The organism is Galactobacter valiniphilus, from assembly GCF_003575975.1.
Classification (GTDB): Bacteria; Actinomycetota; Actinomycetes; order Actinomycetales; family Micrococcaceae; genus Galactobacter; species Galactobacter valiniphilus.
The window spans coordinates 1-16,712 of record NZ_QQXK01000042.1 but is presented as its reverse complement, the minus strand read 5'-3'; the positions used below and the strand labels follow the sequence as shown (position 1 = coordinate 16,712).

15 protein-coding genes and 1 pseudogene are annotated in these 16,712 nt (G+C 71.3%); 2 read left to right on the top strand and 14 right to left on the bottom strand.

Going from position 1 to position 16,712, the window contains the following annotated elements:
- The first annotated feature begins 511 nt into the window (after window positions 1–511).
- Window positions 512–1,714 carry a nitronate monooxygenase gene (locus DWB68_RS15035; RefSeq protein ID WP_158588338.1) on the top strand — a complete coding sequence of 401 codons (1,203 nt, stop codon included), beginning with the start codon at window positions 512–514 and terminating at the stop codon, window positions 1,712–1,714.
- Window positions 1,715–1,741: 27 nt separating this feature from the next.
- Here the strand turns inward: DWB68_RS15035 and DWB68_RS15030 are convergent, their stop codons facing one another.
- From DWB68_RS15030 to dacB, 13 genes are all read right to left on the bottom strand, one after another.
- Window positions 1,742–2,641, bottom strand: coding sequence for a Rossmann-like and DUF2520 domain-containing protein (locus DWB68_RS15030; RefSeq protein WP_119425936.1), 900 nt, complete (start codon window positions 2,639–2,641; stop codon window positions 1,742–1,744).
- Window positions 2,638–4,368 (bottom strand): PH domain-containing protein, encoded by a 1,731-nt coding sequence (locus DWB68_RS15025; protein WP_119425935.1) that lies wholly within the window; start codon window positions 4,366–4,368, stop codon window positions 2,638–2,640. Before DWB68_RS15025 ends, DWB68_RS15030 begins: the two co-directional genes overlap by 4 nt.
- A complete protein-coding gene (locus tag DWB68_RS15020; RefSeq protein ID WP_119425934.1) occupies window positions 4,365–4,874 on the bottom strand; it encodes a PH domain-containing protein in 510 nt (169 codons plus the stop codon). The genes DWB68_RS15025 and DWB68_RS15020 overlap by 4 nt, the downstream gene beginning before the upstream one ends.
- Window positions 4,855–5,340 carry a DUF3180 family protein gene (locus tag DWB68_RS15015; RefSeq protein ID WP_119425933.1) on the bottom strand — a complete coding sequence of 162 codons (486 nt, stop codon included), beginning with the start codon at window positions 5,338–5,340 and terminating at the stop codon, window positions 4,855–4,857. The genes DWB68_RS15020 and DWB68_RS15015 overlap by 20 nt, the downstream gene beginning before the upstream one ends.
- Window positions 5,337–5,921: a 2-amino-4-hydroxy-6-hydroxymethyldihydropteridine diphosphokinase gene (gene folK, locus DWB68_RS15010; protein WP_119425932.1), complete on the bottom strand. Its 585-nt coding sequence runs from the start codon at window positions 5,919–5,921 to the stop codon at window positions 5,337–5,339. Before folK ends, DWB68_RS15015 begins: the two co-directional genes overlap by 4 nt.
- Window positions 5,918–6,295, bottom strand: a complete 378-nt coding sequence (gene folB / locus DWB68_RS15005) for a dihydroneopterin aldolase (protein WP_119425931.1) — start codon at window positions 6,293–6,295, stop codon at window positions 5,918–5,920. Before folB ends, folK begins: the two co-directional genes overlap by 4 nt.
- Window positions 6,295–7,209 carry a dihydropteroate synthase gene (folP, locus tag DWB68_RS15000; protein WP_119425930.1) on the bottom strand — a complete coding sequence of 305 codons (915 nt, stop codon included), beginning with the start codon at window positions 7,207–7,209 and terminating at the stop codon, window positions 6,295–6,297. The genes folB and folP overlap by 1 nt, the downstream gene beginning before the upstream one ends.
- Before the next feature lie 66 nt (window positions 7,210–7,275).
- On the bottom strand, window positions 7,276–7,836 hold the full coding sequence (folE, locus tag DWB68_RS14995; RefSeq protein WP_119425939.1) for a GTP cyclohydrolase I FolE: 561 nt from the start codon (window positions 7,834–7,836) through the stop codon (window positions 7,276–7,278).
- A gap of 342 nt (window positions 7,837–8,178) precedes the next feature.
- Window positions 8,179–10,293, bottom strand: a complete 2,115-nt coding sequence (gene ftsH / locus DWB68_RS14990) for an ATP-dependent zinc metalloprotease FtsH (RefSeq protein ID WP_119425929.1) — start codon at window positions 10,291–10,293, stop codon at window positions 8,179–8,181.
- Between the two features lie 243 nt (window positions 10,294–10,536).
- The gene (gene hpt, locus DWB68_RS14985; protein WP_119425928.1) at window positions 10,537–11,088 is read right to left on the bottom strand and encodes a hypoxanthine phosphoribosyltransferase; all 552 of its coding nucleotides are present in this window, start codon (window positions 11,086–11,088) and stop codon (window positions 10,537–10,539) included.
- A gap of 125 nt (window positions 11,089–11,213) precedes the next feature.
- On the bottom strand, window positions 11,214–12,266 hold the full coding sequence (tilS, locus tag DWB68_RS14980) for a tRNA lysidine(34) synthetase TilS (protein ID WP_233548867.1): 1,053 nt from the start codon (window positions 12,264–12,266) through the stop codon (window positions 11,214–11,216).
- A 68-nt stretch (window positions 12,267–12,334) separates the two neighbouring features.
- Window positions 12,335–13,534 carry a zinc-dependent metalloprotease gene (locus DWB68_RS14975; RefSeq protein WP_119425927.1) on the bottom strand — a complete coding sequence of 400 codons (1,200 nt, stop codon included), beginning with the start codon at window positions 13,532–13,534 and terminating at the stop codon, window positions 12,335–12,337.
- Between the two features lie 74 nt (window positions 13,535–13,608).
- Window positions 13,609–14,982, bottom strand: coding sequence for a D-alanyl-D-alanine carboxypeptidase/D-alanyl-D-alanine endopeptidase (gene dacB, locus DWB68_RS14970; RefSeq protein ID WP_158588337.1), 1,374 nt, complete (start codon window positions 14,980–14,982; stop codon window positions 13,609–13,611).
- Between the two features lie 139 nt (window positions 14,983–15,121).
- Between dacB and DWB68_RS14965 the strand changes: the two genes are divergently transcribed.
- Window positions 15,122–15,610 carry an inorganic diphosphatase gene (locus DWB68_RS14965; RefSeq protein WP_119425925.1) on the top strand — a complete coding sequence of 163 codons (489 nt, stop codon included), beginning with the start codon at window positions 15,122–15,124 and terminating at the stop codon, window positions 15,608–15,610.
- Between the two features lie 597 nt (window positions 15,611–16,207).
- On the opposite strand, the pseudogene DWB68_RS14960 reads toward DWB68_RS14965, so the two are convergent.
- Window positions 16,208–16,633, bottom strand: a pseudogene (locus tag DWB68_RS14960) (integrase core domain-containing protein); the annotation flags it as partial.
- Window positions 16,634–16,712: the final 79 nt, after the last annotated feature.

Here is a 16,712-nt window from a genome sequence, read left to right as displayed (position 1 = left end):
ATCAATTTGTTCCATGGCTATCGCTCACATCGCCCTCACGGGGTGAGGACGGCAAGCAACACCATTTCAAATAAAAAACGGTGTCAACAAACTTGGCACACTATTGAGTTCTCAAACAACGAACACCCCACCAGCTACCCCCAGCCCAAACAACCAGGATCACTACAATGAAGCTTCAGATTCTTGGCCGCTGCGTCCGTTCCGGTTTCCCAGATCGTCGCGGCGACAAGAGAAAACCTTACACGAGGTTCACGCAAGAGCCAAATCGAGGACTCCCCCCGTCTTCCCGCCCTCAGTGCTGCCGAAATCCGCATGATTCCGCGGATCCTGCTCCGTCGAGGCGCCGTCGGTGGGCCCCGGGCCCGGCGGTCACGGTCGCGTCGTGAGCCAGTTCATAACTACACCCATGTAATTCAATTGCTGATGCATTGAATGCTTATTGGCCAAGGCGTGAATGAGCGTGGCCTCCTTCGCCCTTCTTCCACGCGCCGGCGTGGAGTTCACTAGAGCCATGACGATGCCCTCCGCACCAGAGTCCGTCCCCCATCAAGAGCGTTGGGCTGCGTTGCGGTTGACCCACCCGGTGATCAACGCCCCCATGGCCGGCGCAGCCGGCGGGGCCATGGCCACCGCCGTGCGCCGCAGCGGAGGGCTCGGTTTTGTGGCGGTGGGCCACGGCGCCTCCGACGGTCTTGTGAGCCGGGAGCTCGGCCTAGCTGCTGAGCTGGCCCGCGCCGACGGCTCCGCCCTGCCCGGCAGCGAGCCAGCCGGTCCGGGGCCTTCCACGGCCGGCCCGGCGTCGACGCCCGGAGCGGCCTCAGGCGCGGCACGCACCGGTTCCTGGGGCGTCGGCCTCATGGCATGGTCCCTGGCCCTGGAGAACAACGCCGCCCTCCACCGCGCGCTCGAGTTTGACCCGCCGGTGATCGCCCTGGCCGCGGGCGACCCCACGGTGCCCGCGGCCATCGCCGCCCGGGCGGGCGCCGTGGTGGCGGTGCAGGTGGGGACAGCGGCCGAGGTCCGCGCCGCCCTCGCCGAACCCCACATCGACGTCGTGGTGGTGCGCGGGGCCGAGGGCGGCGGCCACGGCCTCAACGAGGCGGCCACCCTGCCGCTCCTTCAATACGCCCTCGAGCGTTCGCGGCTCACCGCGTCCGGCTCCGCTCCGTCCGGGCACGCGCAACCCGGCGCCGGGTTCCCTGCCGTCGGGTCCAAGCCGGTGCTCGCGGCCGGCGGCATCGCCACGGTTCAGGGCGTCGCCGCCGTGCTGGCGGCTGGCGCGGCCGGCGCCTGGGTCGGCACCCGCTTCCTCCCCTGCGCCGAATCGCTCTTTGCGCCTCGGCTCCGGGACGCGATCGCCGCGGCCGGCCTGGACGACACCGTCTATACCTCGGTCTTCGACCTCGCCCTCGGCCTTCCCTGGCCGGGCGAGTACGGCGGCCGCGCCCTCAACAACCCGGTGGCCGCCGAATGGGCGCCCCGCCAGGAGGAGCTGCGCGCGGCCCTGGAGAGGCACGACGACGCGGCGCAGCGCCTCCGTGAGCGCGTCACCGCCGCGCGGGTGGCCGGAGACGCCTCGGCGGCTCCCGTGTACGCCGGCCAGTCGGCGGGGCTGGTGTCGCAGACGGCCGTGGGCCAGTCCGTCGCCTCCGTGATGGCCGAACTCGGAGCCGTTGGCCCGCTCCTCCGGGCGGCCACCGACCGCTGGAACTAAGCCTCCGACTCCACGCAGACCCCGCGCCTACCAGGCCAGGGCGTCCAGCACGGCTCCGGCGCGCTCGGGCGTGATCTCGCCTCGGCGCACGGCCCGCGCCGTGGCGGCCCTGACCAGGGCTGCGTAAGCCCCGGACTCCGCACCGTCCCCGGCTGCCCCGGTGGCGGAGGCCGAGTACCGGCCCCACGCACGCACGGCTGATTCCACCCGTCCCGGCTCCGCCGCCAACGCCGCCGCCCGGTAAGCCGCCGGCCCGGCCATGAGCGCGTTCTCCACCCCGGAGCGCAGCAGCGGGGCCAACACCCGCGACGGGTCCTCGACCCCCATCGAGGACAGCGCCTCCCAGGCCATGGCCTCCACGGCACCGATCGGCTCGGAGGCGAGCTGCAGCGCCGCAGCGTAGAGCGCGCGGTCCTCCTCCTCGATCACCACGGGCTCCCCACCCAACTCCACGGCCAGCGCCTGCGCCACGGGCAGCATGAGCGGGTCCGAGGTCACACCAAAGCTGACCTCGGCCAGGCGGCCACGATCCAAGCTCGTGCCCGTGAAGGAGAAGGCCGGGTGGATCGCCAAGGGAATCGCCCCTGCCTCGCGAGCCGGCGTCAGCACGTCCACGCCGAAGCGCGCGCTCGTGTGCACCACGAGCTGCCCTGCCCGCCAGTGGCCGCCGGCGGCGAGGCCAGCGACCAAGGGACCCAACGCGTCATCCGGCACCGCCAGGAGCACCGCCTCGCTGCGCCGCAGCAGCTCCGGAATCTCCAGAACGGGGACGCCGGGGAGCATCGCCTCGGCCCGTTCCACCGAATCCTCGGAGACGGCGTGAATGCCCACCACCGCATGCTCGGCGGCGCGCAGCGCCGCGCCGAGCACGGGACCCACTCGGCCGGCGCCGATGATGCCGAAGCCGAGCCTGCCTGGACGGCTCATGCCGTGTCCTCCCGAGGATGCGCGCCGGGGCCCGTGCGGGCCACCAGCCAATGATTCGTGTCGTCGCGGGCTGCCGCGGCCACTGCCCGCGCCACCTGCCCGTCCAGCAACCCCCCGGCGGTGGCCGCCGCGACGTTGGGGATCCCGGTGTTCACCGGGCCGGCCGTGGTGGACAGGCTCACCTCGGCGACCCCGAGCGAGCGGGCAAGCCACCCCTGCACTGCACGCATGCCCTGCGTGCGCTCGTGCGGAACCAGCACCAGGTCTCGTCCAAGCCGCCCCGTGCGCACGGCCAGCACGCGTTCGGTCACGGTAAAGCCCTGCCGCCCCCACGCCCACGGCGAGAGGACGCGGGCCGAGGAGGGCGAACACTCGAAGCCGGCCTCACGCGAGGAACCCTCCAGCCCCTCGCGCAGCAGCCCGCCCGGGTCCGGCGTGCCCGGCTCGGGCAGGAGCACGGCGAGCACCGCAGCGGCGTCGGCGAGCGTCCCCACGGGCAGCATGACGGAGCGGCCCGCGGTGTCGCCGGACTGCTCGTTGCCGTAGCCCGCGATGTTCGCCTGCACGCTGACCCACCCGAAGGGCCGCCAGAGCCACGGCCGGCGCAGCCGCACCGCCTGCACGCGCCCGGGCGGGACGGTGCGGTGGTTGCTGTTCGTCAGCCCGTGGCGCAGGCGCAGCCCGTCGGCGGACACCGCGGCGCGGAAGCCGAAGTCGCGATTGAACGAGCCCCACAAGCCGGCGAGGCCACCCAGCACGATGGGCACGAGCGCAAACACGCCCGGACCCCAGCCGACCCAGGTGAGCGCCACGATCGCCGCGATGAGCGGGAGCGCGACCCACGGCCCCACGGCCAGCAGCAGCGAGCCGACGAGGCGCCCCACCGGCACCTGCGCCACGATGCGCTCGTCCTCGGTCCCGCCGCTCACGCGGCCAGCCGGGTCGTGCCCCGCGAAGTCCTCGGCGGCGCGGCGCGCCCACGCCGCGGCCGCGCTCTCGGTCCGGGGCCCGCTGAACGGTTCAGGGGTGCCCGACGGCGCGGGGTCGGGACCCGCGCCCCGGTCGCCCGGGTGTCCGGTGACGCTGAGGTCCGAGACGCCCGGCGCGTCGGCGCCGAGCGGCGCCGAGCCGAGCGGCGCCGCGCCGGAGGAGCCAGGCCCCGGGCCGGGGGCGGGCCACGCAGCCCGACCCGGCCCGGCGGCGTCGTGCCGGGCCCCGGCGGCCAGCGCGAGGATCCGCACGCGCAGCGCCTCCGCGTCGGCTGCCTTGAGGAACTCGAGCTTGAGGGCGGACTCGCCGCCGTCCGCCACCTCGAAACGCAGCTCGGAGAGACCGAGCAGGCGCGGCAGCAGCGGGCGCGCGATGTCCACGGCCTGGACGCGGTCGAGGCGCGCCTCGCGCTCCTGCTTCATGAGGACGCCGCGGCGCAGCTGCACATGCTTGGGCGTCACGCGGTAACTCATGAAGCGCCACTGCACCCAGAACACCGCGACGACGAGCGCCAGGACGCCCAGCCCGCCGCCCACGATCCAGGGCAGGGCCGAACGGACGTCCCGCAGCCCGTCCGGGGCAAAGAGGCCGTCCAGCCACTGGCGGCCGGCCGCAAAGAAGATGACCACGATCGCGAGCCAGCCGCGCAGATAGGGCGTGGCCGGGTGGACGCGCTGCCACGGGACCTCTGCCTCCGCGCCGCCCGCCTCGGGGCCCGGTTCGACGGCGCCGCTCACAGCCCCGCCAGCCTCTCCTCACCGCGGCGCGCGAGCTCGTCGCGGAGGCGTTCGCCGTCCTCACGGAGCAGCCCGTCGATCCGCGGATGGGCGTCGGGCGAGGCGGTGTGCACCTGCAGCACGCACAGGCCGAAGGCGCGCAGGAGCGGCCCGGCCTTCACGTCCACGTACTGGATGCGGCCGTAGGGGATGACCTCGCTCTGATGGAAGATCACGCCGCGGGCCACACAGACATCGTCGGCTCGCAGCGCGTAGCTCATGTTGCGCACGCGGAAGGGCACCACGATCGCCTCGATCGCGCCGAAGAGCAGCACCAGCGCGCCGAGGGCCCAGCTGATCCACTCGGGGTAGCCGGGCCACACCTCGAGCCTGCGCAGCAAGAGCGGCGCGGCCACCACTGCCAGGAAGATCACGGAGGTGATGAGGTTGCTGATCTCCTGCACGGCGACGAGGCGCGGCGAGACGCGCTCCCAATCCCCCGGCGGATCAATGAGCGCCTTCGACACCCTCGGTCCCCTTGTCCCCCTGGCCGGAGGAGTCCTCCGGCGGAATCTTGCACCACGCCTGCACCACAAAGCCCACGGCCACGAGCACGACGCCTCCGATCACCTGGACCAGTGCGGCCCAGCTCGCGCCGGAGCCGAAGCCGCCGCCGGACACGAGGTCCACCAAGACGCCGGCGTGCCAGCCGCCCAGCGCCGCGCCGGCGTAGGCCGCCGCCTGCGCGAGCAGCAGCACGCGGAAGGCCACGAGCGGGGAGATGGCGCGCTTGGCCGTGCGGTTTCGCGTGCGATAGACGCGCCAGCCGCCCACGACGACGCCCGCCGCAACGGCCAGGAGCGTCACGAGCGAAACCCAGTGCATGACGGGCGCGGGCCAGCCCCGCAGGGTCGCCAGCACGGACACGATGTCCCCCAGCAGCCCCGCCACCACGGCGAGGATGAGAAGGAAGAGCGGGCGCAGCTGGCTCATGAGCGTCCGGTGTCCTCTGCCGGCGCGGCAGGCTGATAGGCGCGCACGCCAGGGGCGTCCTCCGCCAACTCGGCCAGCTCGAACACGCTCTTGCCGCCCACGAAGGCGCCCGGATCCATCCAGGACCACGGGACCAGGACAAAGCCGCGCTCCGCGGCGCGCGGGTGCGGCAGCGTGAGCTCCTCGTCGGCGCTCGTGAGCGTTCCGAAAGTGATGATGTCGATGTCCAGGGTCCGCGGACCCCAGCGCACGATCCGCTCGCGGTGGTGCGCCTGCTCCACGCGGTGCGCGAGCGCCAGGAGCTCAAGCGGCGCCAGCGTGGTGTGCACCTCGATGACCTGGTTGAGGTAGTCGGGCTGGTCGGCGGGCCCGCCCACGGGCGCCGTGACGACGCGCGGGGACTCCGCGACGACCTCCACGCCCCCGGCGGCGCCGAGCTCGGCGATCGCCTCGCTCAACGTCTCGGCCGAGGCGCCCAGATTGGAGCCGAGCGCCAGCACGGCGATGACGGGGCGGGCCGGCGCCGTCTCCAGCGCCTCCCGCTCGGACGCGTTCCCCGCGGCGCTCCCGGCGGCGCTCATGCGCGCTCCCGGTGGATCGTGATGACCACATCGTCGAAGGGCACGGGAACGGGGGCCTGCGGCTTGTGCACGCTCACGGTCACGCCCGCCGGGTCGAACTCGGAGAGCACCCGATCGGCGATGACGCCGGCCAGCTTCTCGATGAGGTCGTAGGGGCCGGCCTCGATCTCGGCGACGACCGCCTGGGCCAGCGCGCCGTAGTCGATCGTGTCGCGCAGATCGTCGCTCGCGGCGGCCACGCGGGTGGAGGTGTGCAGCGTGAGGTCCACGCGGAAGGTCTGGCCGTCGCGCTTCTCGTGCTCAAAGACGCCGTGGAAACCCGTCGCGGTGATGCCCGTGACGGTGATGGTGTCGTGGGCCGGGGACACGGCCATCACGCCTTCCCTCCCTGGCCCCACGCCGAGGCGACGCGGACCGCGTCACGCGAGGCGGCGACGTCGTGCACCCTGACGGCCCAGGCGCCCGCCCGGGCGCCGAGCGCCGTCGTGGCCGCCGTGGCGGCGTCGCGGTCCAAAGGATCGCTCGGCAGGCCCTGATCCTGCAGCAGGGAACCGAGGAAGCGCTTGCGCGAGGTGCCCACGAGCAGGCGGTGACCGAGCGAGGCGAAGTGCTCCGTGGCGCCGAGCAGCTCCCAGTTCTGGGCCGCGTTCTTGGCAAAGCCCACGCCCGGATCCAGGATGATCTGCTCCGGCTTCACGCCGGCGGCCACGAAGCGATCGCGCAGCTGAAGCAGCTCCGCCGTCACATCCGCGACGGTGTCCGCGTAGTCGGCGAGGGAATCCATGCTCTGCTGATCGCCGCGGCGATGCATGAGCACGTACGGCACGCCGGTCTCGGCGATGAGCTCGGGCATCCCTGGCTCATGGGTCAGCCCGGAGACGTCGTTGATGAGGTGCGCGCCGGCCTTAATGCAGGCGCGCGCCGTCTCCACATGCGTGGTGTCCACCGAGACCACGGCGCCCGTCGCGACGAGCGCCGTGACGACGGGGAGCACGCGCGCGAGCTCCTCCTCCTGCGGGACGAAGTCGGCGCCCGGGCGCGTCGACTCCCCGCCCACATCGATGATGTCGGCCCCCGCGCGTACCAGCTCGAGGCCGTGGTTGATGGCGTCGTCGGCGTTGAGGTAGCGGCCACCGTCGGAGAAGGAGTCCGCCGTGACGTTGAGGATGCCCATGACCAGCGTGCGATCCTGCGGCAGCTCAGCCCAGGCGGCGCGCGCCGGGCGCTTGCGAATCACAGGAATGGGGAAGGTGTTTGGACCAGTACCGGGGGTGGCGGCGAGGCTCATGGCTTCCTTTCGGTTTCTCGGGTTCTGAGGAAGGCGGTGGCGGTGTTCGGGGCCGGGCTAGCGCCGCTAACGGCCGAGGATGAGGCTCATGGCCTCGGCGCGGGTGGCGGTCTCCCGCAGCTGGCCGCGGACGGCCGACGTGGTGGTCGTGGAGCCCGGCTTCTTCACGCCGCGCATGGACATGCACAGGTGCTCGGCCTCCACCACCACGATGGAACCGCGCGGGTGCAGGTTCTCCTCCAGCGCCTCGGCGATCTGCGTGGTGAGGCGCTCCTGCACCTGCGGGCGGCGCGCGTAGAGGTCAACCAGGCGCGCCAGCTTGGACAGACCCGTCACCTTGCCGGAATCGCCGGGGATGTAGCCAACGTGGGCGCGGCCGTGGAAGGGCACCAGGTGGTGCTCGCACGTGGAGTAGAAGGGGATGTCCTTCACGAGCACCAGTTCCTGGTGGTCGATGTCGAAGGTCGTGGAGAGCAGCTCGGCCGGGTCCTGGTGCAGCCCGGCGAAGACCTCGGCGTAGGCCTTGGCAACGCGCGCCGGGGTCTCCAGCAGGCCGTCGCGGTCCGGGTCCTCGCCGACCGCCAGCAGGATTTCCCGCACGGCCGCGGCGATGCGCGGCTGATCGATGTTGGGGTCGATCAGCGTGCTCGCGGGAATCGTCTCGAAGTCATTGTGGGAGGTGCTCACGCTCTCGATCCTACGGCGTGCGCCCGGGGGGGCGGCCCGGGTTGCGCCGTGAGACGAACGCCAGGCACCCACCCAGGCCACGCGCCGCCGTGCGCTGGCGACGCACCGCGCTGAGGCGAGGAATCCGCTGTGAGGCGGGGTTTTCGCGCGTCAAAGCGCAGAACGGGCCTCAAAGCCCGACGACGCGTGACCCGCTCCGCACGCGGCATGCCTCGCCGCGCCCCGGACACAGCACGACGCCGCCCGCCCCGGTGGGGCGGGCGGCGTCGTGTCGGGTGAGGCTTAGCCGCGCTCGCCCGGGCCGGCCGGCGGCAGCTCGCTGCCTGGCTCGCCCTGGGCCGGGTCCAGGATCACCTGGGTGGGCGCCTCGGGGACGGGCTCGGCGATGACCTCGGGCGCGTGGCCCGGGGCCGCGGCGCCGGCGCCCGCCTCGGTGGCGGCGTGGACGCCCTGCGGGTCCGCGGCGACGTCGCGGGCGGCGCGCACGGGCGGCAGGTCCTGGCCGGGGCGCTCCTCGTTGAAGAGCCACGTGCGGCGCTCGGGGATCTTCACGATGTCCTTGAAGATGACCTCGAGTTCCTTCTGGCCCAGGGTCTCCTTCTCCAGGAGCTCGGAGGCCAGGTGATCGAGGATCTCGCGGTTGGCCGTGAGCGCCAGGTAGGCCTCGTGGTGCGCGGTGTCCATGAGCTGGCGCACCTCGGAGTCCACCGTCACGGCGACGCCCTCGGAGTAGTCGCGTCCGGAACCCATGCCGCCGCCCATGAAGGGCTCGGTGTTCTCGCTGCCGAGCTTTACGACGCCCACGCGGGAGGACATGCCGTAGTCGGTGATCATCTTGCGGGCCGTGGAGGTGGCCTTCTCGATGTCATTCGACGCGCCCGTGGAGGGATCGTGGAACACGATCTCCTCGGCCACGCGGCCGCCCATGGCGTAGGCGAGCTGGTCCAGCAGCTCCTCACGCGTCACGGAGTACTTGTCCTCGCTCGGCACCACCATGGTGTAGCCGAGGGCGCGGCCGCGCGGCAGGATCGTCACCTTGGTGACGGGCGCCGAGTGGCGGGACGCGGCGGCCACGAGCGCGTGACCGCCCTCGTGGTAGGCCGTGACCTGACGCTCGTGCTCCTTCATGAGGCGCGTGCGCTTCTGCGGGCCGGCCATGACGCGGTCAATCGCCTCGTCCAGCGCACGGTCGTCGATGAGCTGGGCGTTCGAGCGGGCCGTGAGCAGGGCGGCCTCGTTGAGGACATTGGCGAGCTCGGCGCCCGTGTAGCCCGGGGTCTTTTTGGCGACGGCGTTGAGGTCAACGGAGGGCACGAGCGGCTTGCCCTGCGCGTGCACGCGCAGGATCTGCTCGCGGCCCTTCAGGTCCGGGGCCTCCACGGGGATCTGCCGATCGAAGCGACCCGGGCGCAGGAGCGCCGGGTCAAGCACATCGGGGCGGTTGGTGGCCGCGATGAGGATGACGCTGGAGTCTCCCTCGAAGCCGTCCATCTCCACGAGGAGCTGATTCAGCGTCTGCTCGCGCTCGTCGTTGCCGCCGCCCACGCCGGCGCCGCGCTGGCGACCGACGGCGTCGATCTCGTCGACAAAGACGATGGCGGGGGCGTTGGTCTTGGCCTGCTCGAAGAGGTCGCGCACGCGGGAGGCGCCCACGCCGACGAACATCTCGACGAAGTCCGAGCCGGAGATGGAGAAGAAGGGCACGCCAGCCTCGCCGGCCACGGCCTTGGCGAGCAGGGTCTTGCCCGTGCCTGGCGGGCCGTAGAGCAGCACGCCGCGTGGGATCTTGGCGCCCACGGCCTGGAACTTGGCGGGCTCCGCGAGGAACTCGCGGATCTCCTGGAGCTCCTCGACGGCCTCGTCGGCGCCGGCGACGTCCTTGAACGTCACCTGCGGCATGTCCTTGTTCACCAGCTTGGCGCGGGACTTGCCGAACTGCATGACCTTGCCGGAGCCGCCCTGCGCGCGGCTCATGAGGAACCAGAACAGGCCGATGATGATGACGAACGGCAGGAGCAGGCTGAGCATGGAGAGCAGCCAGTTGCTCGTCTGCGGCTGGTCGTTGAAGCCGTCGTTCGGGTTCGCGGCGTCGATGGCCTTGGCCACCTCCGTGGCGCGGGCCGTGGAGTAGTAGAAGGTGACGGTCTTGCCGAGGTTGCGCTCCTCGAAGGAGACGTCGTCCTTGGTGGTCAGCGTGACGCGCTGGCCGTCGTCGTCCATCTGCGCCTTGGTGACCTGCCCGTTGGAGAGCAGCTCGAGGCCCTGGCTCGTGGGGATGCGGTTGCTCGAACCGGTCAGCAGGAGCGAGAGGCCCAGCAGCACGCCGAGGCCGCCCAGGATGGCCCAGAAGTACCAGGTCTGGTGCAGCTTCTTCTTCTGCGTTGTCTTCGCGTTCATGTGTGGGGCCGTGATCCGGCCGCGTCCCTCCTGCTCAGGCGGGTCCCGCTCGCCGCGGTCCCGCTCCTAGGGGAGCGTGCACACTCCCCCTCACCCTTTGATACACGATCGGCGCGCGGCTTCAGTTCCCGGTTCGCGCCGGGCGTATCGCGGCACACAGGAAAACGACGGCGGCCGCGCCCTCCCGTTGCACGGGGGACGCGGCCGCTCGGCCCGCCTTCAGCGAGTCGGAAACCTCGAGAATCAGGCGTACACGTGGGGCGCCAGGGTGCCCACGAAGTCCAGGTTGCGGTACTTCTCGGCGAAGTCCAGACCGTAGCCGACCACGAACTCGTTGGGGATGTCGCGGCCGACGTACTTGACGTCGATCTCCACCTTGGCGGCCTCGGGCTTGCGCAGCAGGGCGCAGATCTCGACGGATGCGGGGCCGCGCGAACGCAGGTTGGAGAGCAGCCAGGACAGGGTCAGACCGGAGTCGATGATGTCCTCGACGATGAGCACGTCCTTACCCATGAGGTCGGTGTCCAGGTCCTTCAGGATCCGGACCACACCGGAGGACTGCGTGCCGGAGCCGTAGGAGGACACGGCCATCCAATCCATGGTGACGTGGCTGTGCAGCTCGCGCACGAGGTCGGCCATGATCATCACGGCGCCCTTCAGCACGCCCACCACGAGCAGGTCGCGGCCCGCGTAATCGCGGTCGATCTGCGCGGCCAGGTCCTTGACGACCTGCTGGATCTCTTCCTTGGTCAGCAGCACGTGCTCAAGGTCGCCGGTGACGTCGTTCGCATCCACGCGATTTACTCCTGCTCTTGGGGTGGGTTCGGGCGCCCCTGGGGACGGGAGGCCCACCCCTAAGGATGCCACGTTCGGTGGCCCCATGGGCCACGGACCGTGGGTGGAAGCGCCCTAGAGGGCGGTCAGGCCAGTCCCCTGAAACGCACGACGGCGCGTCCGTCGCCGAGGCGCTCGCGCGTCACCGACACGCGCCCGTTCAGCTGCACGGGACCGGCGCTGCCGACGCCGGCGACGAGCCGCTCGAGGGCCGCTGTGCGCTCGGCGTTGGGGGCCCTGCCACCCACGGCCATCGCCGCCTGGCGCAGGGCCCGCGAGCGCAGGGCGGCCGGTGCGTCGCGGATCAGCAGGCGGTCCAGGTCCCACACGAGCGGGGCGCGGCCTGCCACGCGGTCCCCCGCCTCGCCGAGAACGGTGGGTTCGCTCGCCCGGGCTGCGTCCTCCACGAGTTCCTCGGCGAGCCGGTCGAGCAGCTCGGCGTCCTGCGCGGCGAGTCGAGCCGTGCGCACGAGCGCGTCGTCGATCCCCTCACCGAGCACCTCGCGCAGGGCGGGCAGCAGCTCGTGGCGCACGCGGTTGCGCAGGAACTCGGGGCTCGCGTTGGTGGGATCCACCCAGAAGCTCAGCCCGTGGGCCTTGCAGACCGCCTCGGTGTCGCTGCGACGCAGCTCCAGAAAGGGCCGCAGTACCCGCGCACGGCGGGCCGGGATCCCGGCCAGCGAACGCGTGCCGGAGCCGCGGGCCAGGCCCAGGAGCACCTGCTCGGCCTGGTCGTCGGCGGTGTGGGCGGTGAGCAGGAAGTCGGCACCGACGCGCTCACGCGCCGCCTCGAGGGCCTCGTAGCGCGCGGTGCGGGCGGCGGCCTCGCCGTGGCCCTCCACCTCCACGCGCTCCACGATCACGGGGTCCAGGCCCACTTCGCGGCACGCCGCCGCTGCCTCGGCGGCGGCCTCCGCGCTGCCCAGCTGCAGTCCGTGATCAACGATGACGGCCCCCACGGGGCCGTCGATGAGCCCCTCGCCCAGCGCCCAGCCGAGGGTCGCGGCGAGGGCCAGGGAGTCGGCGCCGCCGGAGACGGCCACGAGGTATCCAAGCCCGGCGGGGAGGTGCCCCCGCACGGCCTCTCGCGCCGCGGTCAGCGAGTTGTGCTGCCCGCGCGGCCACCTCTTCTTGGCCACCTCTACCCCTTCATTCCCGCTTGCGTATATAAAGTTTCGGCCCTTCCGCTCTTCGTCCGGCCGGGCGGTTACGCGTCCGCGCTCACCCGCTCCACCCAGAGCCGGGGCTCGTGCAACTCGGCCTCGGTGGGAAGCATCTCGCGGCCCCGCCACACCGCGTTGAAGCCCTCCATCCCCAGCTCGTCCACGGCGGCGCGGACGAAGCGCGCGCCGTCCTGGTACTGCTTCTGCTTGGCGGCCATGCCGATCACTCGCATGATCAGCTTCTGGAGCGCCGAGCGCTCCGTCCCGCGCCCCTCGAAGCGTTGGCGAATGGTCTTGACGGTGGGAACGACGGAGGCGTCCACCGAATCCATGACCACGTTGGCATGTCCCTCCAAAAGGGACATGACCGCCGTGACCCGGGAGAGCGCCTCCTTCTCGCGTGGGCCGGTGACCAGGTCAAGCAAACCCATACCGCCGCCGTCGTGCGCTGGATCCTGCCCGGCGCCGCCCTGCGGCGCCTCCGCGTCCTGCCGCACCGAACCCGTGAGGCTCTTGAGCCGCTCGCGCAGCGAGGTGGGCAGCGACATGAGCCCGTCCATCAGCTCCGTGATCTGCTCGCGCAGATACTCGCGCAACCACGGGGCGGCGGCGAACTGCACGCGGTGCGTCTGCTCATGCAGCGCCACCCACAGGCGGAAGTCGGCCGGTTCCACGGAGAGCGCGCGCTCCACCTGCACGATGTTGGGCGCGACGAGCAGGAGGCGACCGCCGGGTGCGGTGGACGAGACGCTAAAGGCGTCGTACTGACCCAGGACGTGGCTTGCGAGGAAGGTCACGAGGCCGCCCATCTCGGCGCCCACGCCGTAGCCGCCGAGCTTGAGACTCATGGGAAGCCCCTGCGGGAAGCGGTCGCCGAGCACCTGCTTGAGGCCAGGCTCCAGCATCTCCCGGAAGCCGTTGACGGCGGCCGTGGCCCAGCCGGCGCGGTCAACGACCAGCACCTCGGAATCGCGCAGCTCGTGCGCCGACTCCAGGCCCGTGATGCGGTAGACGTGCTCCACGCCCGCGGCGGCGGCGGCCCGGATCTCTTCGACGATGCGCGCCCCCTCTCCGGGCTCGAGGCGCGGGCCGGCCGAGGCCAGCGTGCGGGCGGTGGACGCCGCGACACCCCAGCGCACCAGGCCGCCGGGCCCGGTCGCCGCGGGGGCGGCGGTGCCGGACGCGGACGGGGCCAGCGTGGCCGCGCTCGCGGCGGCGGTGGGCGGCAGGGCGGAGGCGTTCATGCCCTTATCTCATCACGCCGCCGCTCCAAGGTCGCCGGGAAGCGGCTATGAGTCGCCGGCCTCCCTCGGCGGGGTTACTTCAGGAGGGCCGCGGCGATCGTGTCAGCCACACCGCGGGCCTCGGTCAGCGCGCCTTGGACGCCCGAGGCCATGACGGAGAAGCTCAGGAGGCGCCCGTCCGCGGTGGTCGCGTAGCCGGAGAGGGAGACGACGGCCGCGAGGGTGCCCGTCTTGGCACGCACGAGCCCCGTGGTTGCCTCCCCCTTGAGCCGTCCGGCCAGCGTTCCCGTGGCTCCGGAGACGGGAAGCAGCGTGGCGAGTTCGCGCAGATCTGCATTGTTGCTCGCGGCGGCATGCGTGAGCAGGCTGGCGAGCGTGACCGGCGTGACCTTATTGGTGGCGGCCAGGCCCGAGGTGTCGGCCATGGACAGCCCCGTGGTGTCGACCCCCAGCGCCTTCACGGCGGCTGTGACCTGCTCGCGGGCGTGCGGCAGGCTACCGGTGGCACCGCGCTGCACGGCCACGAGTCGGCCGAAGGTCTCGGCCATGAAGTTGTCGGAGTGGGCCTCCATGTAGCCCAGCTGCTCCAGCAGCGTGGCGGATTCCACCGAGGCGAGCTCGCTCGCGTGCTCGTCCTTGCCGGTCTGCCCGCCTGCCGTGAACTCGGTCTCCAGCTTGGCGGCCTTGGCCTGCTCCGTGAGTGCCTTCACGAAGGCCGCCAGTGCCGCGTTGGCCGGCTGCCGCACCACGGCCGAGGTGTGGGAGGCCGAGGCCCGGCCGGCGTTGATCACCGGGGTCTGCACCTCGGTGATGTTGTTGGTCGTGATGAGGTCCTCGGTCCAGTCCGGGTTCAGCGCCGGGCCGGGGAAGAGCGAGGTGTCCGCGAGCACGGTGTAGCTGCGCTCGAGCTTGTCCAGCTTCCCGAGGGCCTCGACCGTGAGCTTGGCCAACGTCTCGAGGCCGGCATGCCCGGCCACGGAGCCCGGCTGCGAGGCGCCTGCGCCGAGCAGAGCGTCGCCGCCGCCCACGAGGCGGAGTCGATGCCCCGAATCAACCGTGACCGAGGTGGTGAAGCGGTGTCCGTGCTCGAAGCTGGCGAGCGCGGCGGCGCCCGTGAGCAGCTTGAGACTGGAGGCCGGGACGCCCGGGGTGGCCGCCTGGCGGTCCACGAGCGTCTCGCCGGTCGCGACGTCTTGCACCGCCACGGCGTAACCGCCGTGCTTGCCCTTCACGGCAGCCTCCACGGCCGCGGTGAGCGCGGCGCCGTGGGGCAGCGGCGCGTCGGCACCGAGCGGGGCGAAGGGCTCGGCGGCCGCACTGGGCAGGGGCGAGGGGCTCGCCGCCGGGAGCTGGGCCTCCGGCTGCGTGCCGAGCGCGTGCCAGCCCACTGGGGCCGCGAGGGCGAGCACCGCCACGAGCCACACCCCTCGGGACAGGAACCGTGCCACCCGTGGACCTCTTCTTCCGTGCGTGCATTCTGTGGAGCCCGGGCCCCGAACGTAGACTGGCCCCAGCAGTGCAAGGCTATCGGGCGACGACTGGAGCCCGCGTGAGGCCTGCCGCACACCTCACCAAGAGAAGGAAGCCATGGAACACGACGTCACCATCGAGATCCCGGCCGGGTCCCGCGTCAAGTACGAGATGGATCACGAGACGGGCCGCCTACGCCTGGACCGCGTCCTCTTCACCCCGATGCAGTACCCCACCGCCTACGGCTTCTTCGAGAACACCCTGGGCCTGGACGGCGATCCGCTGGACGCCATGGTCTACATCCCGGGCGTCGACCTGGTTCCCGGCGTCATCGTTGAGGCCCGCCCCATCGGCGTCTTCAACATGACCGACGACGGCGGCCCGGACGCCAAGGTGCTGTGCGTCCCCGCCGACAAGCGCTTCGACCACATCCAGGAGATCGAGGACATCGACGACTGGACGAAGGCCGAGATCGAGCACTTCTTCACCCGCTACAAGGACCTGGAACCGGGCAAGTGGGTCAAGGCCGAGGGCTGGGCCGACCGCGCCGCCGCCGAGAAGGAGCTCGCCGAGTCGATCGAGCGCTTCAAGACCGAGGGTCACTGACCCGCGCCGGCGAAGGCCTGATTCGAAGGGCGCCCCACCCCACGGTGGGGCGCCCTTCGTGTTCCCACGCGGCGCTCGGCTTCCGCGGCCGACCGCCCACCTGCACGAATCACGCCCCGTCGACATCATTCGTAACGCTGTGGCTTTCATATTTTTTGAGAAGCACATGCCCAGATTGACCCGTGTTTCGGGCTTACTGACCGGGCGGTCCATAAAACATCTTTCATATCTTTGAAGGTTTCATTTCATTCTTGGCACCTGCTGTGTACCTTCGACGCATCAACGTGATGTAGCTCACCTCTCGTCATCGGCGGGATTCACCCCAGGAGTCATCCATGCACGGCAACACCATCGCCCGACGCCTCTCCGCCGCCGTCCTCGCCGGCAGCGTTCTCCTCACGGCGGGGACCGCCGGAGCAGGAGCCGCACTCGCGGCCCCTCCGCTCCGGCCGCCCAGCAGCAAGAGCTCACGAAGGCCAACGCCTACGAGCTTGCCAAGAAGCTAATCCAAGCCAAGACCGTCGCCGAAGCGTCGAAGCTCTGAAGCGCCCTGGGTCTGAAGCGCCCTGGGTCTGATGGAGACTCGCGCTATTTGATTCACACCAGTTGATCGGTGGTGGTTTGGCCAGCATAGAACGTCTGCTCGAACTCGGCGGGTGGAACGTCGCTGAGGTAGCCGTGCAGGCGCTGCGTGTTGTGCCAGTGCACCCATCCGAGGGTCGCGAGCTCGAGGTCCTCGACGGTCTTCCAGGGGCCTGGGCGTGCGGGTCCGCGGACGAGTTCGGTCTTGTAGTACCCGTTCACGGTCTCGGCCAGGGCGTTGTCATAGCTGTCGCTGACGGTCCCGATCGACGGCGTCGCTCCGATCTCCGCGAGTCGTTCGCCGTAGCGAATCGATGTGAATTGAGACCCCGCGTCGCTGTGACACCTCAGATCCTCGTGGTGACGACCTCTCGACCAGCGGGCCATCTCGATCGCGTCGAGGACCGTCTCGGTGCGCATGTGAGACGCGCGCCGCCACCCGGGGGACTGCTGCACGGATTGAGACAGTTGGGGTTAGGCCGCTTGGGCGGCTGGTGGGTTCATGATGAGTTCGAATTCC